28 protein-coding genes are annotated in these 24,907 nt (G+C 59.7%); 17 read left to right on the forward strand and 11 right to left on the reverse strand.

Annotated features, from left to right (window positions below; translation table 11 throughout):
* Window positions 1–205: 205 nt before the first annotated feature.
* Entirely contained in the window at window positions 206–454 is a 249-nt protein-coding gene (locus ACR0M3_RS10605; protein WP_050604795.1) for an accessory factor UbiK family protein, read from the reverse strand.
* Between the two features lie 97 nt (window positions 455–551).
* Here ACR0M3_RS10605 and lgt point away from each other — a divergent pair, with 97 nt between their 5' ends.
* From lgt to ACR0M3_RS10630, 5 genes are all read left to right on the forward strand, one after another.
* Window positions 552–1,442: a prolipoprotein diacylglyceryl transferase gene (gene lgt, locus ACR0M3_RS10610; RefSeq protein ID WP_480910636.1), complete on the forward strand. Its 891-nt coding sequence runs from the start codon at window positions 552–554 to the stop codon at window positions 1,440–1,442.
* Window positions 1,439–2,506, forward strand: coding sequence for a class I SAM-dependent methyltransferase (locus ACR0M3_RS10615; protein WP_480910639.1), 1,068 nt, complete (start codon window positions 1,439–1,441; stop codon window positions 2,504–2,506). Before lgt ends, ACR0M3_RS10615 begins: the two co-directional genes overlap by 4 nt.
* The gene (pgeF, locus tag ACR0M3_RS10620; protein ID WP_480910642.1) at window positions 2,503–3,261 is read left to right on the forward strand and encodes a peptidoglycan editing factor PgeF; all 759 of its coding nucleotides are present in this window, start codon (window positions 2,503–2,505) and stop codon (window positions 3,259–3,261) included. Before ACR0M3_RS10615 ends, pgeF begins: the two co-directional genes overlap by 4 nt.
* 270 nt (window positions 3,262–3,531) lie before the next feature.
* Window positions 3,532–3,660 carry a hypothetical protein gene (locus ACR0M3_RS10625; protein ID WP_267362961.1) on the forward strand — a complete coding sequence of 43 codons (129 nt, stop codon included), beginning with the start codon at window positions 3,532–3,534 and terminating at the stop codon, window positions 3,658–3,660.
* 330 nt (window positions 3,661–3,990) lie between these two features.
* Window positions 3,991–4,773, forward strand: coding sequence for a Hint domain-containing protein (locus ACR0M3_RS10630; protein WP_267362963.1), 783 nt, complete (start codon window positions 3,991–3,993; stop codon window positions 4,771–4,773).
* Between the two features lie 119 nt (window positions 4,774–4,892).
* On the opposite strand, the gene ACR0M3_RS10635 is transcribed toward ACR0M3_RS10630, so the two are convergent.
* Window positions 4,893–5,393 carry an Lrp/AsnC family transcriptional regulator gene (locus ACR0M3_RS10635; RefSeq protein ID WP_209504770.1) on the reverse strand — a complete coding sequence of 167 codons (501 nt, stop codon included), beginning with the start codon at window positions 5,391–5,393 and terminating at the stop codon, window positions 4,893–4,895.
* A gap of 227 nt (window positions 5,394–5,620) precedes the next feature.
* Between ACR0M3_RS10635 and trxB the strand changes: the two genes are divergently transcribed.
* The 4 genes from trxB to ACR0M3_RS10655 all read left to right on the forward strand — a co-directional run bounded on the left by trxB (window position 5,621) and on the right by ACR0M3_RS10655 (window position 10,702).
* The gene (gene trxB / locus ACR0M3_RS10640; protein ID WP_267362965.1) at window positions 5,621–6,562 is read left to right on the forward strand and encodes a thioredoxin-disulfide reductase; all 942 of its coding nucleotides are present in this window, start codon (window positions 5,621–5,623) and stop codon (window positions 6,560–6,562) included.
* A 3-nt stretch (window positions 6,563–6,565) separates the two neighbouring features.
* A complete protein-coding gene (locus tag ACR0M3_RS10645; protein WP_480870060.1) occupies window positions 6,566–7,015 on the forward strand; it encodes an RES family NAD+ phosphorylase in 450 nt (149 codons plus the stop codon).
* 80 nt (window positions 7,016–7,095) lie between these two features.
* Window positions 7,096–8,787 carry an adenylate/guanylate cyclase domain-containing protein gene (locus tag ACR0M3_RS10650; RefSeq protein ID WP_480910645.1) on the forward strand — a complete coding sequence of 564 codons (1,692 nt, stop codon included), beginning with the start codon at window positions 7,096–7,098 and terminating at the stop codon, window positions 8,785–8,787.
* Between the two features lie 196 nt (window positions 8,788–8,983).
* A complete protein-coding gene (locus tag ACR0M3_RS10655; RefSeq protein WP_267362968.1) occupies window positions 8,984–10,702 on the forward strand; it encodes a bifunctional sulfate adenylyltransferase/adenylylsulfate kinase in 1,719 nt (572 codons plus the stop codon).
* A gap of 101 nt (window positions 10,703–10,803) precedes the next feature.
* Here the strand turns inward: ACR0M3_RS10655 and ACR0M3_RS10660 are convergent, their stop codons facing one another.
* From ACR0M3_RS10660 to ACR0M3_RS10670, 3 genes are all read right to left on the reverse strand, one after another.
* A complete protein-coding gene (locus ACR0M3_RS10660; RefSeq protein WP_480910648.1) occupies window positions 10,804–11,691 on the reverse strand; it encodes a PhzF family phenazine biosynthesis protein in 888 nt (295 codons plus the stop codon).
* 92 nt (window positions 11,692–11,783) lie between these two features.
* A complete protein-coding gene (locus tag ACR0M3_RS10665; RefSeq protein WP_209504776.1) occupies window positions 11,784–12,008 on the reverse strand; it encodes a DUF1150 family protein in 225 nt (74 codons plus the stop codon).
* Between the two features lie 5 nt (window positions 12,009–12,013).
* Window positions 12,014–12,427 carry an Hsp20 family protein gene (locus ACR0M3_RS10670; protein ID WP_058275530.1) on the reverse strand — a complete coding sequence of 138 codons (414 nt, stop codon included), beginning with the start codon at window positions 12,425–12,427 and terminating at the stop codon, window positions 12,014–12,016.
* A gap of 163 nt (window positions 12,428–12,590) precedes the next feature.
* Between ACR0M3_RS10670 and ACR0M3_RS10675 the strand changes: the two genes are divergently transcribed.
* The 4 genes from ACR0M3_RS10675 to ACR0M3_RS10690 all read left to right on the forward strand — a co-directional run bounded on the left by ACR0M3_RS10675 (window position 12,591) and on the right by ACR0M3_RS10690 (window position 15,199).
* Entirely contained in the window at window positions 12,591–12,815 is a 225-nt protein-coding gene (locus ACR0M3_RS10675) for a YdcH family protein (RefSeq protein ID WP_209504778.1), read from the forward strand.
* 76 nt (window positions 12,816–12,891) lie between these two features.
* Entirely contained in the window at window positions 12,892–13,377 is a 486-nt protein-coding gene (gene purE / locus ACR0M3_RS10680) for a 5-(carboxyamino)imidazole ribonucleotide mutase (protein ID WP_480539325.1), read from the forward strand.
* A complete protein-coding gene (locus ACR0M3_RS10685; RefSeq protein WP_480910652.1) occupies window positions 13,374–14,129 on the forward strand; it encodes an NAD(P)-binding domain-containing protein in 756 nt (251 codons plus the stop codon). Before purE ends, ACR0M3_RS10685 begins: the two co-directional genes overlap by 4 nt.
* A gap of 2 nt (window positions 14,130–14,131) precedes the next feature.
* Complete coding sequence (locus ACR0M3_RS10690) at window positions 14,132–15,199, forward strand: 5-(carboxyamino)imidazole ribonucleotide synthase (protein WP_480910654.1); 1,068 nt, start codon at window positions 14,132–14,134, stop codon at window positions 15,197–15,199.
* Between the two features lie 65 nt (window positions 15,200–15,264).
* Here the strand turns inward: ACR0M3_RS10690 and ACR0M3_RS10695 are convergent, their stop codons facing one another.
* The 6 genes from ACR0M3_RS10695 to ACR0M3_RS10720 all read right to left on the reverse strand — a co-directional run bounded on the left by ACR0M3_RS10695 (window position 15,265) and on the right by ACR0M3_RS10720 (window position 21,118).
* Window positions 15,265–16,416 carry an alpha-D-ribose 1-methylphosphonate 5-triphosphate diphosphatase gene (locus ACR0M3_RS10695; RefSeq protein ID WP_480910656.1) on the reverse strand — a complete coding sequence of 384 codons (1,152 nt, stop codon included), beginning with the start codon at window positions 16,414–16,416 and terminating at the stop codon, window positions 15,265–15,267.
* Complete coding sequence (locus ACR0M3_RS10700) at window positions 16,413–17,186, reverse strand: alpha/beta fold hydrolase (protein WP_480482253.1); 774 nt, start codon at window positions 17,184–17,186, stop codon at window positions 16,413–16,415. The genes ACR0M3_RS10695 and ACR0M3_RS10700 overlap by 4 nt, the downstream gene beginning before the upstream one ends.
* 29 nt (window positions 17,187–17,215) lie before the next feature.
* Complete coding sequence (locus tag ACR0M3_RS10705; RefSeq protein WP_480482255.1) at window positions 17,216–18,067, reverse strand: DMT family transporter; 852 nt, start codon at window positions 18,065–18,067, stop codon at window positions 17,216–17,218.
* 245 nt (window positions 18,068–18,312) lie between these two features.
* A complete protein-coding gene (gene groL, locus ACR0M3_RS10710) occupies window positions 18,313–19,950 on the reverse strand; it encodes a chaperonin GroEL (protein WP_267362982.1) in 1,638 nt (545 codons plus the stop codon).
* Between the two features lie 53 nt (window positions 19,951–20,003).
* Complete coding sequence (gene groES, locus ACR0M3_RS10715) at window positions 20,004–20,291, reverse strand: co-chaperone GroES (protein WP_170536247.1); 288 nt, start codon at window positions 20,289–20,291, stop codon at window positions 20,004–20,006.
* Between the two features lie 152 nt (window positions 20,292–20,443).
* Window positions 20,444–21,118 carry a DUF2161 domain-containing phosphodiesterase gene (locus tag ACR0M3_RS10720; RefSeq protein WP_480910658.1) on the reverse strand — a complete coding sequence of 225 codons (675 nt, stop codon included), beginning with the start codon at window positions 21,116–21,118 and terminating at the stop codon, window positions 20,444–20,446.
* 109 nt (window positions 21,119–21,227) lie between these two features.
* Here ACR0M3_RS10720 and ACR0M3_RS10725 point away from each other — a divergent pair, with 109 nt between their 5' ends.
* The 4 genes from ACR0M3_RS10725 to ACR0M3_RS10740 all read left to right on the forward strand — a co-directional run bounded on the left by ACR0M3_RS10725 (window position 21,228) and on the right by ACR0M3_RS10740 (window position 24,851).
* Window positions 21,228–22,208: a TraB/GumN family protein gene (locus ACR0M3_RS10725; RefSeq protein WP_480910661.1), complete on the forward strand. Its 981-nt coding sequence runs from the start codon at window positions 21,228–21,230 to the stop codon at window positions 22,206–22,208.
* Between the two features lie 110 nt (window positions 22,209–22,318).
* Complete coding sequence (locus ACR0M3_RS10730) at window positions 22,319–23,239, forward strand: manganese-dependent inorganic pyrophosphatase (protein WP_480539337.1); 921 nt, start codon at window positions 22,319–22,321, stop codon at window positions 23,237–23,239.
* 191 nt (window positions 23,240–23,430) lie between these two features.
* Entirely contained in the window at window positions 23,431–24,306 is an 876-nt protein-coding gene (locus ACR0M3_RS10735; RefSeq protein ID WP_480487562.1) for an HAD family hydrolase, read from the forward strand.
* Window positions 24,307–24,407: 101 nt separating this feature from the next.
* Entirely contained in the window at window positions 24,408–24,851 is a 444-nt protein-coding gene (locus tag ACR0M3_RS10740) for a MaoC family dehydratase (RefSeq protein ID WP_267362989.1), read from the forward strand.
* The last annotated feature ends 56 nt before the right edge of the window (window positions 24,852–24,907 follow it).

Below are 24,907 nucleotides of genomic sequence, written 5' to 3' on the forward strand. Positions count from 1 at the left end.
TAAGTTCTGGCAACCCTAATTATTGGGGATAACAGCAATAAGTTGTGGACAGAAGGCAACGGCGATCAAAATATTGGCGACAGAGTCAGCTTTGTCTTGAATAAATTCTGCGACACGTCAGAATACACAGCACCGCACAATCCGGGCTGGATTGCGCGGCGGAATGCTTTGTCCGAAAATTGTGAAAACAGGGAACGCCGGGGCGTTATTTGTCCAGTTTCGCCTCGAGCGCGGCAATGCGGGCTTCGAGTGCCGCGTTTTCTTCGCGCGCCTTCTGAGCCATGGCGCGCACGGCGTCAAATTCTTCACGGGTGACGAAATCGCGGTCGGCCAGCCAGCGGTCGATCATCGACTTCATCGCGTTTTCAGCCTCTTCCCGCGCGCCCTGAGCCACGCCCATGGCGTTGGTCATCAGCTGGGACACGTCATCCAGGATTTTGTTGCGGGTCTGCATATCTGTTCTCCGATCTCGCGGTTTACCTGTATATGGGCAAAGAATGGCGCGGGCTCAAGGTTGACTTGACCTGCAAACCCCGGGCAATGAGACGCACATGCAGGCTGTTCTGAATTTCCCCGATCTGTCGCCCGAACTGTTCTCGATCCTGCTGTTCGGGATGGAGTTCGCGTTAAGGTGGTATGCGCTGGCCTATATCGCGGGCATCCTGATCGCGTGGCGGCTGGCTGTTGTGGCGTTGCGCCGCCCGGCGCTCTGGCCTGCGGATGGCCCGCCGATGAAGCCCGAGCAGCTGGAGGATCTGGTCACCTGGATCATTCTGGGTGTCATTCTGGGTGGGCGGCTGGGCTTTGTGCTGTTCTATCAACCGGATTATTACCTGTCGCACCCGCTGGAGATCGTGAAGGTCTGGCAAGGCGGCATGGCCTTTCATGGCGGATTGCTGGGCGTGATCCTTGCGTCGTACCTGTTTGCACGACGGCACCGTATCCCCGCCCTGTCGCTGGGGGATCTGGTCGCCTACACCGTTCCGCCCGGATTGCTGCTGGGGCGGCTGGCCAATTTCGTCAATGCCGAGCTGTGGGGCCGCCCGAGCGAGCTGCCCTGGGCTGTCATCTTTCCTGGATATGCTGCGCAGGATTGCCCCGGCGTGGTCGCAGGCATGTGCGCCCGGCACCCGTCGCAGCTGTATGAGGCCGCGCTGGAGGGTGTGTTGCTGGGGGCGGTACTGCTGTGGCTGGTCTATCGGCGCGGCGGTTTTCGCACACCGGGCCTAGTCATGGGGACGTTCCTTGCGGGCTACGGCGCGTCGCGCTTTATCGTCGAGTTCTTTCGCCAGCCGGACGCACAATTCGTATCGCCCGGCAATCCGCTGGGGCTGGCCTGGCATGTGGGCGGGTACGGGCTGACCATGGGGCAGTTCCTGTCGCTGCCGATGATCGCGCTTGGATTGTGGTTTGCCCAGCGCGCGCGGCGGCAGGCAGTATGAGCCTGACCGATCATCTGGTCGCCCGCATCCGGCAGGATGGACCCATGAGCGTGGCGGATTACATGGCTGAATGCCTGCTGCATCCGACGCTGGGCTATTACACGACCCGTGATCCGCTGGGGGCTGCGGGGGATTTCACCACAGCGCCGGAAATCAGTCAGATGTTCGGAGAGCTGGTCGGGCTGTCTCTGGCGCAGAGCTGGATGGATCAGGGACGGCCCGCACCGTTTACCCTGTGTGAGCTGGGGCCGGGGCGCGGTACCCTGATGGCCGATATTCTGCGCGCCACACGGTCAGTACCCGGATTTCACGAGGCAGCGCAGGTTGTACTGGTTGAAGCATCGCCTGTATTGAAACAGGTGCAGGCGGCAACGCTGAAGGATTACGACGCGGTCTGGATTGCAACGATCGCCGACCTGCCCGACCAGCCGCTGTTGCTGGTGGCCAACGAATTCTTTGATGCCCTGCCCATCCGCCAGTTTCAGCGTGACGGTACGGGCTGGCGCGAGCGTCTGGTGGGTGAGCGTGACGGCGGGTTGACTTTCGGACTGGGCGCAATCGGGCCGCAGGTGGCGCTGAATGACAGGCTGTTGGACACCAAGGACGGTGATCTGGTCGAACTGTGTGCTGCTGCAATTCCCATTCTGACCGTAATCGCGGGGCGGGTCGCCAGCCATGGCGGCGCGGCATTGATTGTGGATTATGGCGACTGGCATTCGCTGGGCGATACCTTGCAGGCTCTGCAAAACCACGAACATTCCGATCCTCTGGTATCGCCCGGTCAGGCCGATTTGACCGCGCATGTGGATTTTGAGCCTTTGGCCGTTGCGACCCGCGCCTGTGGGTGCAGGCATACGCGCCTGACACCGCAGGGCGTCTTCCTTGAACGGCTGGGGATCACCGCCCGCGCGCAAGCCCTGTCCAAGGCGCTGAGCGGTTCCGAGCTGGATGCGCTGATTGCCGCGCATCGGCGGTTGACGCATCCTGATGAAATGGGAAATCTGTTCAAGGTGATGGGCCTTTTCCCGGCCTATGCCGCCCCACCACCAGGATTGGAACCATGACGCTGGAAATTCTGACCTCGGACCTGCTGTCGCCATTTCGCCATGGGTTCTTTACCCGTCGCGGCGGCGCGTCTTCAGGAATTTTCAGCGGGTTGAACTGTGGTCAGGGGTCCTCGGATCAAACCGAGATTGTCGCGCTGAATCGGCGGCGGGTGGCCGACGCGATGGAGGTGGACCCCGAGGCAATGGTCGCGGTACATCAGGTTCATTCGCCAACGGTTCTGACAGTCAAAGCCCCGGTTGACGGTGAAAAACCCAAAGCGGACGCCATTGTCACAGCAACACCCGGTCTGGCCCTGACGATCCTGACGGCCGATTGCCAGCCGGTTCTGTTCGCCGATCCCGACGCGCATGTGATCGGTGCGGCCCATGCCGGGTGGCGCGGCGCGCTGGACGGTGTTCTGGAAGCGACGCTGGACGCGATGGAGGCGCTGGGAGCCGACCGCAGCAATATCTGCGCCGTGATCGGACCCAGTATTTCCCAGCGCGCTTACGAGGTGGGGCCAGAGTTTCTGGACGCGTTCCTGGCGGATTCGCCGGACAACAGCCGCTTTTTTGCCAATGGTGAAAGTGACCGCCTGCAATTTGATCTGCCCGCCTTCGGGCTGCACCGGCTGCGGCAGGCGGGAATCGGACAGGCCGAGTGGACCCGGCACTGCACATATTCCGACCCTGACAGGTTCTATTCCTATCGCCGATCAACGCACGCGAACGAGGTCGATTACGGGCGGTTGATTTCCGTCATAAGATTGTGATCTTCGTCCAGATTTAGGTGCCCTGCCACTTTTCCGCCACATTTGTTGTGTTGATTGGGCATCAGAATCGTAACGAGTTTTTGCCAGTAATCAGATCGGTATCTGACGTTCGAAAATCGGGCGCTGGCGTGTTGAGTGGGAGGTCCGTCTGACTTCATTTTTCTGTCCGCAAATCATCCCGGATAAGCCTTATCCCTGCCGCAAACCCGCGTCACAAAAGGTTCACAGAGGATGTGGGGAAATACACCCCGTTCAGAGCAGGACCAAAAAATGAAGACCAAATCACGCTTTCTGAAAGCCATGGTCGAGGCCACTCGGGACCAGAACCTGGAAATGCCGTGGAAGCGGGTAACAAGCAATTCTGTCAGGGTCGCCAGTCGCATCGCGGCACGACGCTGAGACAGAAAACCCAGAGACCAAGCTGCCGGTCTTATTTGGGTCAACGCGTATCAGGTTCGCTCCGGCCTGATGTATCGCGCGTCACGAGCGAGGGGTTCGTGACTTTTTAGGAGTTGTGTGTGTGCGGGCAATTTCGCCCGTGAAGTACGAGTTTGTCTGGGGGGTCAATGTGTTGACCATTGGAAAGCGAGATTTAGTCGCGTTGCGGGACCGTACCGGTCACCGCCCGAGGGTCACCCATTTGTTTCAAGGCAAAGAACCAGTTCGCCGGGCGCGTCTGTACGGGGGTACGCCGCGCCTGACCGAACATTTTGAGGGGACGGAATATTAATGACTATTCCTAATTCACTGGCCCGCGCGGCCAGAAATGCTATCGAAACGTCTGTTATGCTGCGGGACGCGCCGCGGCCGGTTTCCAAGCCAAAAGCCCAGCTGCGCCGATATGAGGTCAGCAGCTTGTTGAAGAACGGAGATGTGGTTCAGACCCGCCACATCGCACCTGCCCTGCCGATGTTTGAAGACGCGTTTTGCGCCTTCACACGTGGATCTTTGGTAGAAACGGAACATGGACCGATGGCAATCGAGGATCTGATGCCGGGGGATACGGTCCTGACGCAGGATGGCGCATCGGAAACCGTGCTATGGAAGGGATCTGTCACGTTGATCCCCGGACGCGCGGATTCACGTGGCCGGACGCGACCGCTGACGCGGATCATGGCGGATACGTTCGGGATGCAAAAGCCAATGTCGGGTGTCATTGCCGGCCCGGCGGCGCGAATCGTGGGTACACCTGCGCATTTGCGGCACCTGCATGGGGGGCAGCCGATTCTTACACCCGTGTCCGAATTTCAGGACGGGATGGGTGTCATTGAAACAATGCCGCCCACCCCCGTTGAACTGTTTCACATTTGTTTAAAACGCCATTCCGTTATTCGCGTAGATGGATTACAGTTCGAAACATATCATCCAGGTGTGAATGCGGTTCGCATGATCAGCCACTCGCTTCGGTCGATCTATCTGAACCTGTTCGCGCATATCGAGTCGCTGAACGATTTCGGCCCGCTGCTGATGCCGCGCGCCGGAGATGGTGAGATCGACGCGATGACGGCCTGAGCATGATTGTGATTACTGCATTATGGGGGGCATCATGCAGCTGGTAATAAGTTGGGTTCTATCCCTTGCGGTGGCAGCACTGTTGCCACCAATCACCGCGCAACCAAAACGTGTTGGCGTTACGCCGTCCGGTTCATACGTTCTTCCAGAACGTCGAACGGTACGCCTGGCTCGTCTTTTGCGCCGCGAATAACGAGCGATGTCTTGACGCTGGCCACGTTTGGCGTGGTCAGCAACTCGCCCGTCAGAAACTGCTGAAAGCTGCTCAGGTCAGGTGCGACGCATTTCAGGATGAAGTCCACTTCGCCGTTCAGCATGTGGCATTCGCGGACCAATGGCCATTCACGGCAGCGGCCTTCGAACGCGCGCAGTTCGACTTCGGCCTGGCTGTCCAGACCGACCATGGCAAATACCTGAACCTCGAACCCCAACTCGCGCGAGTTGACCTCGGCGTGATAGCCGGTGATGAAGCCGGATTCTTCGAGCGTGCGCACCCGGCGCAGACAGGGCGGGGCCGAGATTCCGACCCGTTTTGCCAGCTCGACATTGGTCATACGACCGTCCGCCTGCAGTTCCGCCAGAATCTTGCGATCAATATCATCCAGCCGAGTCGTGACCATCAAATGCTCCTGATTTTTTCGGTTCTTATATCAGCACCCCACACGCGCGCAATAATGTTTCGCAGATGCGCAATTTTCTTTGTTTCCTTTTCGCCTTCTCCCCTAAAACCCAGGGCACCCCGTCCCGAGGGAGCCTGAACAGTAAGGGGCTTTAAGCCGGGCCGGTCGGTCGCTATATCGGGGCGACGGGCCGCGGGCCCAATTCAGGCAATTCGAGCGGGGGCACCATGGCCGACACAAGACACACCAAGGTTCTGATCATCGGGTCGGGGCCCGCAGGATACACCGCAGGCGTATATGCAAGCCGCGCCATGCTGGAACCCATTCTGGTACAGGGCATCGAACCCGGTGGTCAGCTGACAACGACCACCGAAGTCGAAAACTGGCCCGGTGACACCGAGGTGCAGGGCCCGGACCTGATGGTGCGGATGCAGGACCATGCCAAGGCCATGGGATGTGAGGTGATCGGCGACATCATCAGCGATCTGGACCTCAGCAAGCGCCCCTTCACCGCCAAGGGCGACAGCGGCACCACATACACGGCGGACGCCGTCATTCTGGCCACCGGCGCGCGTGCGAAATGGCTGGGTCTGCCGTCGGAAGAGAAATTCAAGGGCTTTGGCGTCTCGGCTTGCGCCACCTGTGACGGGTTCTTCTATCGCGGGCAGGAAATCGTGGTGATCGGCGGCGGCAACACAGCCGTGGAAGAGGCCCTGTTCCTGACCAATTTCGCCAGCAAGGTGACCCTGATCCACCGCCGTGATGAGTTGCGGGCGGAAAAGATCCTTCAGGATCGCCTGTTGAAGAATGAAAAGATCGAACCGCTGTGGTTCCACCAGTTGGAAGAAGTGATCGGCACCGACGCGCCTTTGGGCGTTGAAGGTGTTCGGGTCAAACATGTCAAAACCGGCGAGATCACCGAGATCCCGTGCAAGGGCGTCTTTGTCGCCATCGGCCACGCCCCTGCGAACGAGTTGGTCAAAGACACGCTGGAAACCCATATGGGTGGTTATGTCGTCACCAAACCGGGCAGCACCGAAACGTCGATTCCCGGCGTGTTCGCAGCGGGCGATCTGACCGACCATGTCTATCGTCAGGCGGTAACAAGCGCGGGAATGGGCTGTATGGCGGCACTGGATGCCGAACGGTTCCTGGCCGAACAGGACTGACACATGCTTGAATTCTCTGGCCCTGTCTGGAGAATTCTGTTTGCGTCGCAGGCAGCAGCCCCATTGCTGCCTGCCCGCGCGCCCGAGGGGCGCTTTCATCATTCCGGACAATTCGCGCTTTATGCCTCGCTCAGCGCCGAGGGCGCTTCGGTCGCCATCCGCCGCTACATCTCGGGTGATGATCCCGACCGGGTGGTTCAAAGGTTTCTGGTGGAAAACGCGCGATTGGTGGACTACCGCGGGCAGACGGCTGCATCGGTGATCTGGCAGGATATTCGCGCGACGGGGGCCCCTTCACCGACATGGTCTTTTTCAGATAAAGCGCGGGCACTGGGGGCAGACGGTTTGATCTACAGCTCGCGCTCGCGCCCTGACCTCAGCCATCTGGTGCTGTTTTGTGCGGACAAGATATCAATTCAATCCCAACACCCCGCCACCCATTGGCAGACCTAGATTTGCACCCGAAGCCTTGACCTGACCGCGAACGTCCTCGCAAAGTCCAACCACGGCGAACAGCAATACAGGTGGTATTCTTGAAGAGCGCTTTGTGGCGTGGCGGTTGGGCAACCCGGCTTCGGATCGGCAGCGGGTTGGTTCTGTTTGCTTTCGCTTTCTTCCATTTTATCAACATCGGGATGGGCCTGTTTCACACCGATTATCTGCACGGGATGCAGGACGGTCGAACAGCGGTGACGCGGCACATCCTTTTGAGCGTGCTGCTATATGCAGCGCTGTTCACCCATGCCGGTCTGGCGCTGGCCTCGATCGCACAGCGCCGGACCCTGCGCATGCCATTCAGCACGGCGTTGCAGGTGGTTCTGGGTCTGCTGATACCTTTGCAGCTGATCTCGCATGTCATCCAGACGCGGGTCGCGCACGAGATCTATGACGTCAATGACGAAATGGGGTATATCATCATCCTGATGTGGCCCAGCACCGTGATTTGGATGCAAAGCGCACTGTTGCTGATCGTCTGGGTGCATGGCTGCATCGGACTGCATATGTGGTTACGGCTGACAAAATGGTGGTCCAGCGCCGTACCCTATCTGATCGGTGTCGCCGTCTTCATCCCCATGTTCGCTTTGGCCGGTCTGCTAACCGAGGGTCGCCGCATCTGGTTGGATTTCGCGGATGAGTTTTTGCGGGAACAATATATCGAGCATTACAACTGGCCCTCGCCCGAGGCGTTTCAGACCATGTTCACCGTCAAGGATAATGCCCTTCTGGCGTTCTGGCTTGCCCTGGCGGCCACGGGTCTTGTGTATGTCGGGCGCAAGCTGTGGCGGCGCAGGCATGCGGTGCGGGTGAGTTACAGCAGCGGACCCGAGGTGGATGCGGAAAAGGGCATGACCCTGCTTGAGATTTCGCAGGCACACGGTGTGCCCCATGCGGCCTTGTGCGGCGGGAAGGGCCGTTGCACCACCTGCCGCGTCATCGTTGAAGAGGGCTCCAGCGCCCTGCCCCCGCCCGGCGATGTCGAGGCCCGCAGTCTGGCCGCTGTTGGCGCCTCGCCACAGACACGGCTGGCCTGCCAAATCCGCCCAACGGAACCGACCACCGTTTTCCGCGTTTTTCAACCGGATGGCGGGCGCATTCGCGGACATGCCAGTCAGGGGCAGGAACGGAAACTGACCGTGCTGTTTCTGGACATGCGCGGATTTACCGCCCGCACGACGGGTCAGCTGCCCTATGACATCGTGTTCCTGCTGAACCGGTTCTTCGACGCCGTCGTGCCTGCCATCACCAAGGACGGCGGTGTCGTGGACAAGTATATGGGCGACGGGTTGCTGGCGGTTTTCGAAAAACCCGATGCAGCCGCATCCGCCCGCGCCGGGTTGAAGGCTGCGATAGATATCAGCCATGCCCTCGACCGGTTCAACGAGCAGCTTGAGGCCGAAGGCAGCCCTGGCATTCGGATCGGAATGGGCCTGCACCTTGGGGATCTGGTGCTGGGTGAGATTGGCGCGCAGGGACATGCCGCGAGAACGATCATTGGCGACGCCGTCAATGTGGCCAGCCGACTGGAAAGCGAAACCAAGGCGTTGGGGGTCGAACTGCTGGTCTCGCAAGAAGTATTGAAGGCCGCGGGCATGGACCTGCCGTCGGAGGGTATACGGTTGTTCCAATTGCGCGGCGTTGCCGATCCGATTCCCGCCCTGCCAGTCACCCGTGCGTCCGGGCTTACGCCGCACACGCAAAAACAGGAACAGTCATACTTTGCATGATCGGATTATCTACGCCCCAAGGAACCAGATCGTCATTTTAGTTTCGGAGTTGGAAATTTCTTCCAATCCGCGAGAAATCAGCGCATATCGTCCTTTGTTTCATTGACGCCAGTGGACTTCGCCCAACAGTCGGTGCAAATGCCCCGAAAATGCCCTTGAATCACTGGCAACACAACACTGCGATAAGAGTATTCAGATGACGATGTTAAGCAATCTGGCCCCCATTCCCGAACTTTACGTGTCGTATGACTCGGCCCAGAAACTGAAGGTCGAAGCCGCCGACCTGACCAGTTGGGATCTGAGCCCGCGCCAGATCTGCGATCTGGAGCTGCTGATGAACGGCGGTTTCAACCCGCTCAAAGGTTTCCTGAGCGAGGCCGATTACGACAATGTCGTCGAAAACATGCGTCTGGCTGATGGCACGCTATGGCCGATGCCCATAACGCTGGACGTCAGCGAAGACTTTGCGGACAAGATCGAACTGGGTCAGGATATCGCGCTGCGCGATCAGGAAGGCGTGATTCTGGGCACCATGACGGTCACTGACCGCTGGACACCGAACAAAGCCCGCGAGGCCGAGAAGGTTTTTGGTGCCGATGACGATGCCCACCCGGCTGTGAACTATCTGCACAATGTGGCGGGCAAGGTCTATCTGGGTGGCCCTGTCGTGGGCATCCAGCAGCCTGTTCACTATGACTTCCGCGGTCGCCGCGACACGCCGAACGAGCTGCGCGCCTATTTCCGCAAGCTGGGCTGGCGCCGGATCGTGGCCTTCCAGACCCGCAACCCGCTGCACCGTGCGCATCAGGAACTGACTTTCCGCGCCGCCAAGGAAGCGCAGGCCAACCTGCTGATCCACCCGGTCGTGGGCATGACCAAGCCGGGCGACGTAGACCACTTTACCCGCGTGCGCTGCTATGAGGCGGTGCTGGACAAGTATCCCGCGTCCACCACCTCGATGAGCCTGCTGAATCTGGCGATGCGCATGGCTGGCCCGCGCGAGGCGGTCTGGCACGGGCTAATCCGCGCCAACCATGGCTGCACCCATTTCATCGTGGGTCGCGATCACGCGGGTCCGGGCAAGAACTCGGCCGGGGAAGATTTCTATGGCCCCTATGACGCGCAGGATCTGTTCCGCCAGTTCCAGGACGAGATCGGCGTCGAGATGGTCGATTTCAAGCACATGGTCTATGTGCAGGAGCGCGCGCAATACGAGCCGAATGACGAGATTCTGGATAAGGACAATGTCACGATCCTGAACATCTCGGGCACCGAACTGCGCCGCCGTCTGGCCGAGGGTCTGGAAATCCCCGAATGGTTCAGCTTTCCCGAAGTTGTGGCCGAGCTGCGCAAGACCAAGCCGCCACGCAGCCAGCAGGGCTTTACCGTGTTCTTCACCGGCTTCTCGGGCTCGGGCAAGTCCACCATCGCCAACGCGCTTATGGTCAAGCTGATGGAGATGGGGGGCCGTCCGGTCACGTTGCTGGATGGCGATATCGTGCGGAAAAACCTGTCATCCGAACTGGGTTTCTCGAAAGAGCATCGCGACCTGAACATCCGCCGGATCGGATATGTCGCATCCGAGATCACCAAGAACGGCGGCATCGCCATCTGCGCGCCGATCGCACCTTATGCCACCACGCGCCGCGCGGTACGCGAAGAGATCGAGCAGTTCGGTGCCTTCTGCGAAGTGCATGTTGCGACCACCATCGAAGAATGTGAGCGGCGCGACCGCAAGGGTCTGTACAAGCTGGCGCGCGAAGGCAAGATCAAGGAATTCACCGGTATCTCGGACCCGTATGACGTGCCTCAGAACCCTGAATTGCGTGTCGAGACCGAAAATGTCGAGGTCGACAACTGCGCTCATCAGGTGCTGCTGAAGCTGGAAAGCATGGGCCTGATCGCAGCAGGCTGAACCAGATGAATGAAACACAGCGGCCTCCGGTTTTCGGGGGCCGTTTTTGTTTTGATAGTCTGAGGTGTTCCGGGCAGTCCCTGGGGACGGGAACGGTTCGGCTACTGGGTGGCTTCTGGCAGATCAACCTGCCCGCGCATCAGGATATGCCCCTGACCGGCTACCTTGATTCCCGTCATCGCATCGGTGGGGCCAACGCGCGTGACAACGGCCTGGCCGGGGCGACCCATATCGTGCCCCTGTTCAGCAACGAAACTGTCTTTGGTCATCAGCCCGTATTTCCACACATAAGCCGCCATGGCCCCGGTGGCAGACCCGGTAAACGGATCCTCGGGCGGGCTGGGCGGGGCCATGAGCAGGCGCGAGAACGTATCGCCCGCGTCGGTGGCCCCTTGGAGCGTTACGAGGAAAGGCTCGGCCATGTCCGAGCCGGAATACCCTGCCGTCGCAGCCACTTTGCGCAGCGCGTCCTCGGACAGGCGGGCCGCGCGCAAAGCGTCATGATCGCGCAGAACGGTAATACAGAAGGGCAAGCCGGTTGAAACCATCCGGGGTGGCGAGATGATGGCTTCTTGCGGCAGGCTGATCGCCTTTGCCACCAGATCGGCTGGCACATGCGCACCAAATTGCGGTGCGACCTGCGTCATCTCAATCTGTTCGCCCTGCAAACCGATCGAAACGATACCAGCGCCGGTTTCCAGCGTCAGGTTATCACCGGAGATCATGCCGCGCGACCGCATCGCCGCTACGGTGGCAATCGTCGGATGACCGGCAAAGGGAATTTCACGGCTGGCCAGAAAATAACGGACGCGGATGTCGGCCACGTCGGACGGGCCGGTGAATGTGCATTCGACCAGAGAGGTTTCGCGCACATAGGCCATGCAGACCTCGGCCGAGAGACCCGCGCCGCCGTGGACCACGGCACAACCGTTGCCGCCGAATGCACGATTGGTGAAGGCGTCTACCCAGTCGAATTCAAACCAGCTCATGCAGTCGGCTCCGTTACAGGTTAAAAGCGGCAGTTTCGCCGATGCGCGTGTGTTGCGGGCAACGTTTCAGCCCCACCGGACAAAGGGGCCGTTCAGTGAACGGCCACAGGTGACAGGTCGTGCTGACGGGCCAGAACGAAGGCCAGCTTGCGGTCGGCCACAAGTGCCAGTTGCTGCCCATCGGAATCGTGCACGGCATAAAGGTGATCCAGATCACCTGCCTGATCGCGCAGATCACGCGGCAGATCGGCAACGTCGACTGTTTTCACATAGACGATACGATCGCCTTCGGTGTTGATTTCAATCGGTGTATTCATTGCTCTTACCCCTTCCGTATGTTGATTGTCTGAACCACGGTTTCCGGCACGGCGCGGGTCAGATCCACATGCAGCAGACCGTTTTCCATGATCGCCTCTCCCACCTCGACCCCGTCAGCCAGCACGAACATGCGCTGAAACTGACGCGCCGCGATACCACGGTGCAGGAAGATGCGCCCCTCGCTGTCGTCGCGCTGACGGCCCCGGATCACCAGTTGGCGATCCTCGATGGTGATCGACAGATCCTCTTCGGCGAACCCGGCCACCGCAAGGGTGATGCGGTAGGAAAAGTCCGAGGTCTGTTCGATGTTATAGGGCGGGTATCCTTCGTTACCGGCCTTGGCAGACCGTTCCAGAAGGCGTTCCAGCTGCTCGAACCCCAAAAGATGCGGGTATGAGCCAAGAGTAAGTTTCGACACGTATTTTCGTCCTTTATTGTCAAAGCGACGTGGTGCGCGGTCCCGTTCCGGCAACCGCTTGTTATAGAATATGGGAAGAAACCAGGATGTCCACAAGGTCTGGCGCGATAACGTCTGACACACTATCTTGTTGGGCAAGCACCACAACAAGCCCGAGTCGCCAATGAACGCGCCCACCGACCTTTCGATGAAAACCGATGAAGTTCTGCGGGTTGAATTGGAGGTTTTCCGCCGCCAGCACCGCGACCTTGATGAGGCGATCGAGGCGTTGCATGAAAAAGGAACGGCTGATCAGTTGACCCTTCGGCGCCTGAAAAAGGAAAAACTGCGCCTGAAAGACTTCATCCGCCTGATCGAAGACCGCCTGACCCCCGATATCATTGCCTGAACGCCCTGTACCGCATTGCCACAAAAGCGGATTTGGCTATAGTGCGCGCTCTTTCTGAGCGCGGGGACGTAAGCGGATGAGCGATGTGACAGTGGGGATCATCATGGGCAGCCAGTCGGACTGGCCCACGATGAAGGAAGCCGCAGATATTCTGGATGAACTGGGCATCGCTTATGAGGCGCGTATCGTTTCGGCCCATCGCACCCCGGACCGGTTGTGGGACTATGGCAAGACCGCCGTATCGCGCGGGTTGCAGGTGATCATCGCGGGCGCAGGCGGAGCGGCACATCTGCCGGGTATGATGGCCTCGAAAACACGCGTACCGGTGATTGGCGTGCCTGTGCAGACGCGGGCCCTGTCGGGGGTGGATTCGCTGTATTCCATTGTGCAGATGCCCAAGGGCTTTCCGGTGGCGACCATGGCAATCGGGTCGGCTGGCGGAGCCAATGCGGGCCTGATGGCAGCGGGCATTCTGGCCTTGCAGGATGAAGCCCTGGCCGCGCGGCTGGATGCCTGGCGTGACGCGTTGTCCGCCTCAATCCCCGAGGAACCGCTGGGATGAGCCGGATCGGGTTTATCGGCACCGGGCATATCGCCGCGCCGATTGCGCGGCTGATGGCCGCCAAAGGGCATGAGATCAGCGTGACAGAACGCAACGCCGAGGTCTCGGCTGACCTGAAGGCCGAACTGGGCGTGACTATCGCGCCGCCGCAAGCGGTGATTGACGCCTCGGACATCGTGTTTCTGTGCCTGCGCCCGCATATCGCGGCCGAGGTTCTGGCCCCCCTGACCTTTCGCGCCGATCAGCAGGTTGTGTCGGTTATGGCGGCCGTTTCCGCCGAGGATTTGGCCAAGCTTTGCGCCCCTGCGTCGGATTTCGTCCAAACCATCCCACTGGGGTTCTTGCAGTCCGGTGGCTGTCCGATGGCGGCGTTCGGCAATGACCGCTTGCTGGCCGAGCTGTTTGAGCCGGAAAACCCCGTGGTCAAGGTTGCGGATGAGGTGGAGCTGAACGCGCATTTTGCCATTTGTGCCATGGTTCCCGGCATTCTGGATCTGATGGCCACCGGGGCCGAATGGCTGGGTGACGTAACCGGCGATGCGGACGGGGCCGAGTTCTATACCACGCAGTTGATGGCGGGTTTTCTCGCCGCGATGGAAAAAGGCACAGCCGGGCGGTTGGCACAGGAGCGCGACGCTTTGGCGACCGAAGGTACTTTGAGCCTGCAAATGACGGGCACCCTGATCGAACAGGGCGCGCATGAGGCGCTGAGAGCGGCGCTTGGCGCAATTGGAAAACGTTTGGAGAATTGACGATGGCGGACATGCTCGCCCAAGGTGCGGTGATCGGGATTCTGGGCGGTGGCCAGCTGGGCCGGATGCTGTCTGTGGCGGCCTCTCGGCTGGGGTTTGTCAGCCACATCTACGAGCCGGGCGCAAACCCGCCTGCCGGGCAGGTGGCGGATCGGGTTACGACAGCGGCCTACGACGATATCGACGCCCTGACGGCTTTTGCCGATGCGGTGGACGTCATCACCTATGAGTTCGAGAACATCCCGACCGAGGCGCTGGATATTCTGGAAGCCCATCGCCCCATTCGTCCCGGGCGTGAGGCACTGAGGGTCAGTCAGGACCGTCTGACCGAGAAGACGTTTTTGCAGGGGCTTGGCCTGAAAACGGCCCCGTTTGCGGATATCACCGATCTGGATAGCCTGACTGCGGCCATCGAAGAAATCGGCACGCCTGCGATCCTGAAGACCCGCCGCTTTGGTTATGACGGCAAAGGGCAGGCCAGATTGCGCAACCCCGGGGATACCGAGGCCGCGCTGGCCGATATGGCTGGTGCGCCTGCCCTTCTGGAGGGTTTTGTTGATTTCTCGCACGAAGTTTCGATCATTGCAGCGCGCGCGCTGGACGGTCAGGTGGCCTGTTTCGATCCGGGTGAGAATGTACACCGCGACGGTATCCTGCACACCACCACCATCCCTGCCCGACTGTCCCCCGCCCAGCGCACCGATGCCATCCTGCTGGCGGCCAATATCCTGAACGCTCTGGAATATGTCGGTGTCATGGGGGTTGAGCTGTTCGTGACACCCGGCGGACTGATCGTGAACGAGATCGCGCCGCGCGTGCATAACTCGGGCCACTGGACGCAGAACGGCTGCGCCGTGGATCAGTTCGAACAGCACATCCGCGCGGTGGCGGGTTGGCCGTTGGGCGACGGGCAGCGCCACTCGGATGTGGTGATGGAGAACCTGATCGGCGACGATATGGACCGCGTGCCTGAGCTGGCGCGCGAACGGGACATCGCGCTGCATCTTTACGGCAAGGCCGAGGTCAAGGCCGGTCGCAAGATGGGACATTTCAACCGGATCAAGCGGTAGAATATCGCGCTACGGCGCGATGCCTTCGGCGAGAGTATTTGGAAAAAGGTGAAGCTGGCCTGGTTTTAACCCACAAAGCGGGTTGCGATATCCCCAGACATATAGCTGACGCGCCCGCCCGCCAATGTCGCGGCGACCCGGTGAGTAGTTGCATCAAGGATTACCAGATCGGCGCGTTTGCCCGCGGCAAGCGTGCCCCGGTCCGGCAAGTCCAGCACCCGCGCGGGGCCGGATGAGATCAGCTCCCAGGCCCCTGCGAGATCCAGCAGCCCGGTTTTGATCAGCATCAGCGCCGCGCGGCGTGGACTGGGATAATGGTAGTCCGAGGCCAGCGCATCACAGAGCCCCATCGCAATCAGCTCTACCGCGCTGGCGTTGCCCTTATGCGAGCCGCCGCGGACCACATTGGGTGAGCCGAGAATGACGTGATCCCCGGCAGCGCGCGCGGCCTCGGCGGCTTCAAGCGTTTCGGGAAACTCTGCAATGCGCACCCCTTGGCCGCGCCACCAGGCGCGCGCCTCGGCAGTTGCGTCATCGTGGCTGCCCAGACGCACGCCCATGTCCGCAAGGTCCGAACAGAGCGCTTCTAGCGCCGCCGGAACCTCAGCCTTGCGGGCGTGCATGTCGAGCAGCATCGCAAAATGCGCCTCTGGGTTGCGTCCGGCCTTCAATGCCTGCCCGGTCAGGCGCGGTGGTTTCTTGCCCTGTGCCAAACGATCATGCGGCAGGTGATCATTGAAGACCACGTATGGCACCTGCCAATCGGCGATGCGACGGGCCAGCTCGTCGTAATCCGCGAGCATATTGGTCTCGAACCGCAATTGCGGGATCAGATCGGTGACCGTGCTGCCCTTGACCGCTGCGATGGCCGCAAACACCTGCGCGGCAAAGTCCGGGCCGCGCACGCCGCCTTCCCAGCTGTAAAACTGCGCCAGAACGGCTGTGGTGATGCCGTTGGCCGCCAGTTCGGCCTCGACCGACAGAATGCCCTCATTCATCTGCTTCATCGCGCCGCGACGTGGGGCGATATGGCGTTCGAACCCATCGCCGTGCAAGTCGACAATACCTGGCAGAACAAGAAACCCGGTCAGGTCAATCCGCCGCCCGGTTGCGTCTTTCTGAATGACCCCACCTGCAACGGAAAGCTCCGCGCGTGACAGCCCTTCATCCGGTAGCAGAACCTCGGCACCGGTCAATGTCAGTTCCAATGTGGTCATTCTGATGGCTCCGCCCCCGGTTCCGAGCAATTCTGCCCGATGCAGATCTCGTCTATTACGTCCATCACACCGTCCAGCCAAGTGATCTGGGGATCGAACCGACCAAATTCGATAAAGTGCAGAGCCTGTGCCATGACCTGCGGGTTGTTCATCATGAAAGTGTGGGTCACCGGCAAGACGAGATGATCCGCCATGCCTTCGACTTTGGTGGATTCGACCGACACCTTGCCATCGTCCGGGCCGTCGATCAGAGATGAAAACACGAGGTTCAGGGACTGATCACCTGCGATGACCCCCAGTTCGAAATCCACGGGCGGCAGGCGGCTGGGAATACTATCCGGGCCCGTACCCAGTTGCAGTCCGGCCGGGCCGTTCAGGTATCCGAACACCTCCCACGCGCTGAGTTCATCGACCAGCTGGCTACCCTGATTGGGCGGCCCCAGCATGACGACACGGCCCATGTTTTCAGGGCTGTGGTCCTGCAACCAGTATCGCAACAGGATGCCACCCATGGAATGCGCAACGACATTGACGGTGTCACTGCCGCAGGCTGCAAATGCTTGCGGGATGGTTTGTTCGGCCAGTTCGGGGATACCGATTTCGGTCGATGGGTAACCGGGGCGCACGACGGAATAGCCATTCGCTTTGAACAGTTGCTCCATCACGCTGAATGACGCCTCGGTCCGGGCCAGACCGTGCAGCAGGACAACGCATTTCGCGCTGGCCACGGCGGGAAAAAGGCAACAAAGCAGGGCGATCAGAATTCTCATACCCGCCAGATAAAGCCTGTACGCCTGCGTTAAAAGCCCTTCCCACGTTGACGTCGCAGGACAGCCAGCGCGATACCGCCCAAAACCAGTGCCGCACCAACAAGCAGCCGCACACCCGCGCTTTCCCCCAACAGCACCACGCCGCCCACAATCGCGATCACCGGCACGCTGAGCTGGACGACCGCCGCCGTTGAAGGTGCCAGCCGGGGCAGAACGCGATACCACAAGGCGTATCCCAGACCCGAGGTCACGCCACCTGACAAGGCCGCAAGGAGATAGCCCAATCCGGTCATGTGCCACTCTGCCCCTGTGGCCATCAGGGCCAGCGCGGTTACCGGCAGCGCGACGATGAAATTTGCGGCCGTGCCCTGCAACGCATCAGGCTCGGACCGCCCGACCAGTGAATAGGCTGCCCAGCCGATCCCGGCTGCAATCATCAAAACGGTTCCGGTTGGATCGACCTGCACTGTTCCTGTGGGCCACAGGACACAGGCCAGACCACCCAGTGCAATCGCTGCCCCGGCCAGCTGTCGTCGGGTGGGTTTGACCCCGGCAAGGGCGGTGGCGGCGAACATAGTGATCTGCACAACGGCAAACAGGATAAGTGCGCCCAGCCCCGCATCCAACGTCAGATAGGCAATGGAAAACCCGATCATATACAGGGAAAGCGACCCGGCCCCGATGACGCGCCTGCGGTTGCGAAGGGGCAAATGTCCTCTACGCAGCAGGATCAGTGCGGCCAGAACCAACGCCCCCGCCAGAACCCGGATAATGGCAAACCCCGCAGGATCACTGGACCCGCTGTCGATAGCCAGCCGGTTCAGAATGGAGTTCGCCGCAAAGGCGCACATGGTCAGGGCGGTCAGAAGGAACAGTCGCATTTCAACCACATACCGACTTGGCGGCGCGTTGGACACTCACAATTCGGGCACACGCGGCCCAGCCTTCATCTTTTACAAAATACTCCCGCCGGAGGCATGGCCGCATTGCGGCCATCGGAAATGAAACGGGGCCGCCAAAAGGCGACCCCGTCCGTTAGCACTTTGCTTCCCCTCTCGACAGCTTGACCTTGCAGCCAAACGCCTGTCAGGGGTCGTCGGAATTCGCTTAGGCGAATTCGACGTGCTTACATCATGCCGCCCATGCCGCCCATGTCGGGCATGCCGCCAGCAGGTGCATCTTTTTGCGGTTTGTCTGCAACCATCGCTTCGGTGGTGACCAGCAGGCCGGCAACCGATGCCGCATCTTCCAGAGCGGTACGGACAACTTTGGCCGGGTCGATCACGCCGAACGAGAACATGTCGCCATATTCTTCGGTCTGAGCGTTGAAGCCAAAGGCCGGATCCGAAGATTCGCGCACTTTGCCTGCAACAACCGCACCGTCAACGCCTGCGTTTTCGGCGATCTGGCGCAGCGGCGCTTCGATGGCCTTGCGCACGATGTTGATGCCTGCGTCCTGATCAGCGTTCGCGCCTTTCAGCGATTCCAGTGCTTTACCGGCCTGAACCAGAGCAACACCACCGCCTACAACGACGCCTTCCTGAACGGCTGCGCGTGTTGCGTTCAGAGCATCGTCCACACGGTCCTTACGCTCTTTCACTTCAACTTCGGTCATGCCGCCGACGCGGATAACGGCAACACCGCCTGCCAGTTTGGCAACGCGTTCCTGCAGCTTCTCACGGTCGTAATCCGACGAGGTTTCTTCGATCTGGGTGCGGATCTGAGCAACACGTGCTTCGATCTCGGCTTTCTCGCCAGCACCGTCGACGATGGTGGTTTCGTCTTTGCTGATCTCGATCTTCTTGGCGGTGCCCAGCATGTCCATGGTGACATTCTCAAGCTTCATGCCCAGATCTTCGCTGATCACCTGACCGCCGGTCAGGATTGCGATGTCCTGCAGCATGGCCTTACGGCGATCGCCGAAGCCCGGTGCCTTGACAGCAGCAATTTTCAGGCCGCCGCGCAGTTTGTTGACAACCAGAGTTGCCAGCGCTTCGCCTTCAACGTCTTCTGCAATGATCAGCAGCGGCTTTTGCGACTGGATCACCTGCTCGAGCAGCGGAACCATCGGCTGCAGCGAAGACAGTTTCTTTTCGTGCAGTAGGATCATGCAGTCGTCGAGTTCTGCGATCATCTTGTCTGCGTTGGTGACGAAGTAAGGCGACAGGTAGCCGCGGTCGAACTGCATACCTTCGACAACATCGGTCTCGGTTTCCAGACCTTTGTTTTCTTCGACGGTGATGACGCCTTCGTTGCCAACCTTCTGCATCGCGTCCGCGATCTGCTGGCCAATTTCAGCTTCGCCGTTGGCCGAGATGGTGCCAACCTGAGCAACTTCTGCCGAGTCTTTGACTTCGCGCGAAGCAGCACGGATGCCTTCGACAACTTTGGCGGTTGCCAGGTCGATGCCGCGCTTCAGGTCCATCGGGTTCAGGCCCGCTGCAACCTGCTTCAGGCCTTCTTTTACGATGGCCTGCGCCAGAACGGTCGCGGTGGTGGTGCCGTCACCGGCTTCGTCATTGGTGCGGCTGGCGACTTCTTTCACCATCTGCGCGCCCATGTTTTCGAACTTGTCTTCCAGTTCGATTTCCTTGGCAACCGAAACACCGTCTTTGGTGATGCGCGGTGCGCCGAAGGATTTGTCCAGAACCACGTTGCGGCCTTTGGGGCCCAGGGTCACTTTGACAGCATCCGCCAGAATGTTGACGCCTTTCAGCATCTTGTTGCGGGCATCGGTGTCGAACTTGACGTCCTTTGCAGCCATGTTGTTTCTCCTTGAGAAAATGTGTTTAGTGGAAGATCAGAGAAAGCGCGGGCTTACTCGATGATCCCCATGATGTCGCTTTCTTTCATCATCAGCAGCTCTTCGCCGTCGACCTGGACCTCGGTGCCCGACCATTTGCCGAACAGGATCTTGTCGCCAGCCTTGACCGCCATTGCGATCAGCTCGCCGCTGTCCTTGCGCGCGCCTTCGCCGGTTGCGACGACTTCGCCTTCGCTGGGCTTTTCTTTTGCGCTGTCAGGAATGATCAGTCCGCCTGCGGTTTTTTCATCGCTTTCGGTACGGCGAACCAGCACACGGTCATGAAGCGGTTTCAATGCCATCTTTGCAGCTCCTTGGGCTCAAAGTTTTGTTTATCCTCCCCTCGCCGTTTGACGAGGCGTTAGCACTCGGTGTGTGTGAGTGATAACGACGCATAGCTAGGGAGTCTAAAACGCCGAGTCAACAAGGTGTTTGGGATTTTTTTGAGAACGGCCTAGTCGGCCTGTTCCCAGCTGTAGGCCCAGTGTTTCAAGCCGTCTGTTCCCTCAGAGGTAAGTGCGTAGACACCTTTTTCAACCTTCTCGAACCAGCCATAGTGATTTTCCCGCATCAACCGGGTGGCGACCGGAACACCCACTGATCTGGCAACCTCGGCCCCTTTGGCCGGGCCGTGTTCGGCCAGAAAGGCCGCGCATTTCAGCGCATCCTGACGGTAGGCCGTCACGATCCCATGACGTGTCGCGCCCCCGGAATTGGGGTCGCCCTCCAGCCGGTCGAATTCGCGCAGCAGCCGCGCCGCCCTGGCCTTGTTCTTGCGCGGCGCATAGGGCCCCGGATCGCATTGCACCTCGACCGTGCCATCGACACGTACGGTGATCAGACCCAGACCAAGCCTGCGGCACAGCGCAATATTGTCCCTGAGCGCCCGCCGGGCCGTGCGCCCGGTGGGTTTGCTGACCCCGATATAGACCTGATCCGTGAGTTTCAGGCGGGTAATCGCCTGATGGAACAGGGACAGCGTGAACCTGAGCTTGAGCTCGACAATCACAGGCGGCTCGTCTTCGCGTATCGCGACGATGTCGGCAGCGCCCACTTCTCCTTTGACGATGTATCCCTGACGCTCCAAGAGCGCCTTGATCGGGGGATAGAGGTCCTGCTCGCGGTTCATGGGCCTATGCTACGCAGATTGTTGAGGAATACCAGACGGGTTGCTTGAACATGGGTCGCAGGCATGGCTATGTCTGGAACACCTTGATGACACAACACCGGATGGGTTCATGCGCCTGCTGACATTTCTTGCTTTTCTAATGGCCCCGATCACGGCTGCGGCTGCGTGCGATGGGCAGGACCTGCGCCCGCAGCTGTCGGATGACGCGCGGGCCGAATTGCAGCGCGCGGTGGCGGACATCCCCTTTCCTGAAGGCAACCACTGGATTGCGCGCAAGGATGACACGGTTCTGCACATCATTGGCACCCTGCACACGTATGACGAACGCATGGAAAAGGTGGTCGAACGCCTGTCTCCGGACCTGAGCAAGGCTGACGCGTTCTATTTCGAAGTCACACAGACTGACATGGACGCATTCGAAAAAAACTTGGCCAATAATCTCAGCGCTGTAATGATCACATCCGGGCCGACCCTGATCGACCTGATGGGAGATGAAGACTGGGCCGCATTCTCGACCGCGTTGAACCAGCGCGGCATTCCCGGCTGGATGGCGGCCAAAATGCGACCGTGGTTCTTGAGCATGATGCTGAGCATCCCGCCCTGCATGATGGAAGATCCGAACGGGACCTACGGCATGGACGCCCGCCTGAATGATCTGGCCGCAGAAAACGGCATTCCGCAACACTCGCTGGAACGTATCGACGACCTGATCGCCATGTTCGACAGTCACCCGCTGGAACAGCAGGTCGAGTCACTGGTGCGCCTGTCCGGGGCGATGATGGGAAGCAACGATCAACTGGCCACCATGGCCAATGGATATCTGGAAGAAAAGCACGCCGAGATCATACAATTTGCCCGCCTGCAGGGGTTCGAGGAATCCGGGCTGAGCCGGGACGTCTTCGATGAGGAATGGAACGGGTTCGAGCAGCAGATGCTGGTCCAGCGGAATGCCCTGTGGATGGAGCATATTCTGACCATCACGGATCAGACAGCGGTGATCGCGGTCGGCGCAGGTCATCTGAGTGACGATCACGGTTTGCTGAACCAGCTGGAGCAGGCCGGATATACGCTGACACGGGCCGCATTCTAGCCCGGTTCAGCGGTTTTCAGACCAAGCGTCGCAGACGGGCTGCTGTGGCGTGACAAGGGCGTTTGTCCGCCCTATAAGGCGCGCAAATTTCCATTCCGCAGGACGCTGACATGACAACGCTCGTATTTGGTCACAAATCCCCCGACACCGATTCCACAGGCTCGCCGATCCTGTGGTCGTGGTACCTTAACGAAATCAAAGGTGTGCAGGCCGAGCCCGTGCTGTTGGGCGAACCCAACACCGAAGCGGCATTCATGCTGGACAACTGGGATCTGCCGAAGCCACGTATCCTGAACGATCTGGCCGCGGACACTCCGGTGGTCATCGTCGACACCAACAACCCCGCCGAACTGCCCGCCAACGTCAATGACGCAGACATCCGCGCCATTATCGACCACCACAAGCTGGTCGGTGGTCTGGAAACCAAAGGCCCGATCGACATCACCGTGCGCCCGCTGGCCTGCACGGCCACCATCATGGTCGACCTGATGGGTGACGATGCGGCCAAGATGCCTGACGCCATCAAGGGAGCGGCACTGACCTGCATCCTGTCGGACACGCTGGAATTCCGCTCGCCCACCACCACGCCCCATGACCGCGAGGTTGCTGAGCGGCTGGCAGCCGAGCTGGAGCTGGATATCTCGGCTTACGCGGCAGACATGTTTGCGGCGAAATCGGATGTCTCGTCCTTCTCGGATGCCGAACTGATCCGCATGGACAGCAAGGAATACGAGGTCGATGGCACCAAATTCCGTGTCTCGGTTCTGGAAACCACTGCGCCGGGCGTCATTCTGGACCGCAAGGCAAGCCTGGCGGGTTCGATGGTGGATGTCGCCAAGGAAGACGGTGTCGATCAGGTGTTGCTGTTCGTCGTGGATATCCTGAACGAGGAAGCCACTCTGCTGGTGCCCAACGATCTGGTCAAAACCGTTGCCGAGAAAAGCTTTGGTGCATCCGTCGATGGCGACGCCGTGGTTCTGCCGGGCATCATGAGCCGTAAAAAGCAGATCATTCCGAACCTGAAGGTCTGAAGAAACACGCGGGGTCTGTCGTTCTGAGTAAAACGGACCCCGCATTATTGGTCTTCGGTCTGCGCATCCGGCATTGCGCTTGGGCAGACCTGTACCCGACAGATGAAATACAGGGTGGCCACCTATCGATTGGTGGCCAATCCCTTGCCAATCGGTCATAAGGCTCGTGCAGTTTCAGCTTGAGGCCACATATGACCCAGATCGTTCACGCGCTTTCCGAAATCTCTGCCCGCTACAAAGCGTTGTTTGTCGATCTGTGGGGGTGCGTTCACAACGGGATCACGGCCTATCCCGAAGCTGTTGCAGCCCTTCAAGCCTATCGCGCGGACGGGGGGCTTGTCGTGCTGGTCACGAACTCGCCCAAACCCCGCGCGGGTGTGGCCGAGCAACTGGTGCAGTTCAATGTTCCCGCAGACGCCTATGACACCATTGCCACCAGCGGCGATTCCGCGCGGTCGGCGATGTTCCGTGGCGCTGTCGGGCACAAGGTTTACTTCATGGGGGAATGGCAGCGCGATGCGGGCTTTTTCGAGCCACTGAAACTGCTGCACCACCCGATCCATATCGAACGTGTCCCGCTAAGAGAGGCCGAAGGGATCGTCTGCTGTGGTCCCTTTGATCCGATGGCTGACCCGGTCGTGAACCGCCCCGATTTCCTCTATGCCAAGCAGATGGGCATGAAGCTGCTATGCGCAAACCCCGATATTGTTGTCGATCGCGGCGAGGTGCGCGAATGGTGTGCCGGCGCTTTGGCAAAGCTCTATACCGAGATGGGCGGCGAGAGCCTGTATTTCGGCAAACCGCACCCGCCGATCTACGATCTGGCGCGCCGCAGGTTGCAGGAACTGGGCCATGATATCCCGGATAGCGACATTCTGGTGATCGGCGACGGCCCCCATACGGACATTCTGGGGGGCATGGGTGAAGGCATTGATTCCCTGTTCATTTCGGGCGGGCTGGCGGCGGCCGAGACAAAAACGTCGCACCATCCGGATCACGAATCCCTAACAGCTTATATCGAAAGGGAAAAGATCAACCCGACCTACACAATCGGTCGATTGAGATAGCAAGAAAAGACTTGATTTTCTGCAACTGCGAAGTAATAAAGTTGCCAACCTAGGCCGGATAGTGGTTTTTTCTTTCTCGGTCGATTTCGAGTGAGGGCAACATGTTGGACAATCTTCCACGCGGAACGATCTGTATCGAAGACATCGAAATGGGCATGTCCCGCCACCTGCGCAAAGTGGTGACGGACGAAGATATCGAGATGTTTGCGCAGATCTCGACAGACCGCAATCCGGTGCATCTGGATGATGATTATGCCCGCGATACAATCTTCGAAGGGCGCATCGCGCACGGGATGCTGACAGCTGGGCTGATTTCGGCCGTGATTGGCGAACAACTGCCGGGCCATGGCACGGTCTATATGGGGCAGTCACTGAAGTTCCTGGCCCCCGTGCGCCCCGGTGACATGGTTTACGCCGAGGTCAAAGTTATCGACATCGACTTTTCCAAGCGTCGCGTCAAACTGGATTGCCATTGCTCGGTCGAGGGCAAGAAGGTTCTGATCGGTGAAGCCATGGTACTGGCCCCGTCGCGCAAGTTCGACTGATCGGCGAACACTTCCATGCAAAAGGCGCCCGACCGGCGCCTTTTTTGTTTGGACGC

The sequence above is a fragment of the Ruegeria sp. O5 genome (genome assembly GCF_056535105.1).

Bases quoted from the DNA above. Each gene is read 5' to 3' on its own strand.
- ACR0M3_RS10700 (WP_480482253.1), bottom strand. From the start codon at position 17,186: ATGAGAATTCTGATCGCCCTGCTTTGTTGCCTTTTTCCCGCCGTGGCC.
- ACR0M3_RS10695 (WP_480910656.1), bottom strand. From the start codon at position 16,416: ATGACCACATTGGAACTGACATTGACCGGTGCCGAGGTTCTGCTACCG.
- ACR0M3_RS10690 (WP_480910654.1), top strand. From the start codon at position 14,132: ATGGCGGACATGCTCGCCCAAGGTGCGGTGATCGGGATTCTGGGCGGT.
- ACR0M3_RS10720 (WP_480910658.1), bottom strand. From the start codon at position 21,118: ATGAACCGCGAGCAGGACCTCTATCCCCCGATCAAGGCGCTCTTGGAG.
- pgeF (WP_480910642.1), top strand. From the start codon at position 2,503: ATGACGCTGGAAATTCTGACCTCGGACCTGCTGTCGCCATTTCGCCAT.
- groES (WP_170536247.1), bottom strand. From the start codon at position 20,291: ATGGCATTGAAACCGCTTCATGACCGTGTGCTGGTTCGCCGTACCGAA.
- ACR0M3_RS10625 (WP_267362961.1), top strand. From the start codon at position 3,532: ATGAAGACCAAATCACGCTTTCTGAAAGCCATGGTCGAGGCCACTCGG.
- ACR0M3_RS10705 (WP_480482255.1), bottom strand. From the start codon at position 18,067: ATGCGACTGTTCCTTCTGACCGCCCTGACCATGTGCGCCTTTGCGGCG.
- ACR0M3_RS10675 (WP_209504778.1), top strand. From the start codon at position 12,591: ATGAACGCGCCCACCGACCTTTCGATGAAAACCGATGAAGTTCTGCGG.
- ACR0M3_RS10660 (WP_480910648.1), bottom strand. From the start codon at position 11,691: ATGAGCTGGTTTGAATTCGACTGGGTAGACGCCTTCACCAATCGTGCA.
- ACR0M3_RS10605 (WP_050604795.1), bottom strand. From the start codon at position 454: ATGCAGACCCGCAACAAAATCCTGGATGACGTGTCCCAGCTGATGACC.
- trxB (WP_267362965.1), top strand. From the start codon at position 5,621: ATGGCCGACACAAGACACACCAAGGTTCTGATCATCGGGTCGGGGCCC.
- ACR0M3_RS10655 (WP_267362968.1), top strand. From the start codon at position 8,984: ATGACGATGTTAAGCAATCTGGCCCCCATTCCCGAACTTTACGTGTCG.
- lgt (WP_480910636.1), top strand. From the start codon at position 552: ATGCAGGCTGTTCTGAATTTCCCCGATCTGTCGCCCGAACTGTTCTCG.
- groL (WP_267362982.1), bottom strand. From the start codon at position 19,950: ATGGCTGCAAAGGACGTCAAGTTCGACACCGATGCCCGCAACAAGATG.
- ACR0M3_RS10735 (WP_480487562.1), top strand. From the start codon at position 23,431: ATGACCCAGATCGTTCACGCGCTTTCCGAAATCTCTGCCCGCTACAAA.
- ACR0M3_RS10665 (WP_209504776.1), bottom strand. From the start codon at position 12,008: ATGAATACACCGATTGAAATCAACACCGAAGGCGATCGTATCGTCTAT.
- ACR0M3_RS10685 (WP_480910652.1), top strand. From the start codon at position 13,374: ATGAGCCGGATCGGGTTTATCGGCACCGGGCATATCGCCGCGCCGATT.
- ACR0M3_RS10730 (WP_480539337.1), top strand. From the start codon at position 22,319: ATGACAACGCTCGTATTTGGTCACAAATCCCCCGACACCGATTCCACA.
- ACR0M3_RS10615 (WP_480910639.1), top strand. From the start codon at position 1,439: ATGAGCCTGACCGATCATCTGGTCGCCCGCATCCGGCAGGATGGACCC.
- ACR0M3_RS10630 (WP_267362963.1), top strand. From the start codon at position 3,991: ATGACTATTCCTAATTCACTGGCCCGCGCGGCCAGAAATGCTATCGAA.
- ACR0M3_RS10725 (WP_480910661.1), top strand. From the start codon at position 21,228: ATGCGCCTGCTGACATTTCTTGCTTTTCTAATGGCCCCGATCACGGCT.
- purE (WP_480539325.1), top strand. From the start codon at position 12,892: ATGAGCGATGTGACAGTGGGGATCATCATGGGCAGCCAGTCGGACTGG.
- ACR0M3_RS10740 (WP_267362989.1), top strand. From the start codon at position 24,408: ATGTTGGACAATCTTCCACGCGGAACGATCTGTATCGAAGACATCGAA.
- ACR0M3_RS10645 (WP_480870060.1), top strand. From the start codon at position 6,566: ATGCTTGAATTCTCTGGCCCTGTCTGGAGAATTCTGTTTGCGTCGCAG.
- ACR0M3_RS10635 (WP_209504770.1), bottom strand. From the start codon at position 5,393: ATGGTCACGACTCGGCTGGATGATATTGATCGCAAGATTCTGGCGGAA.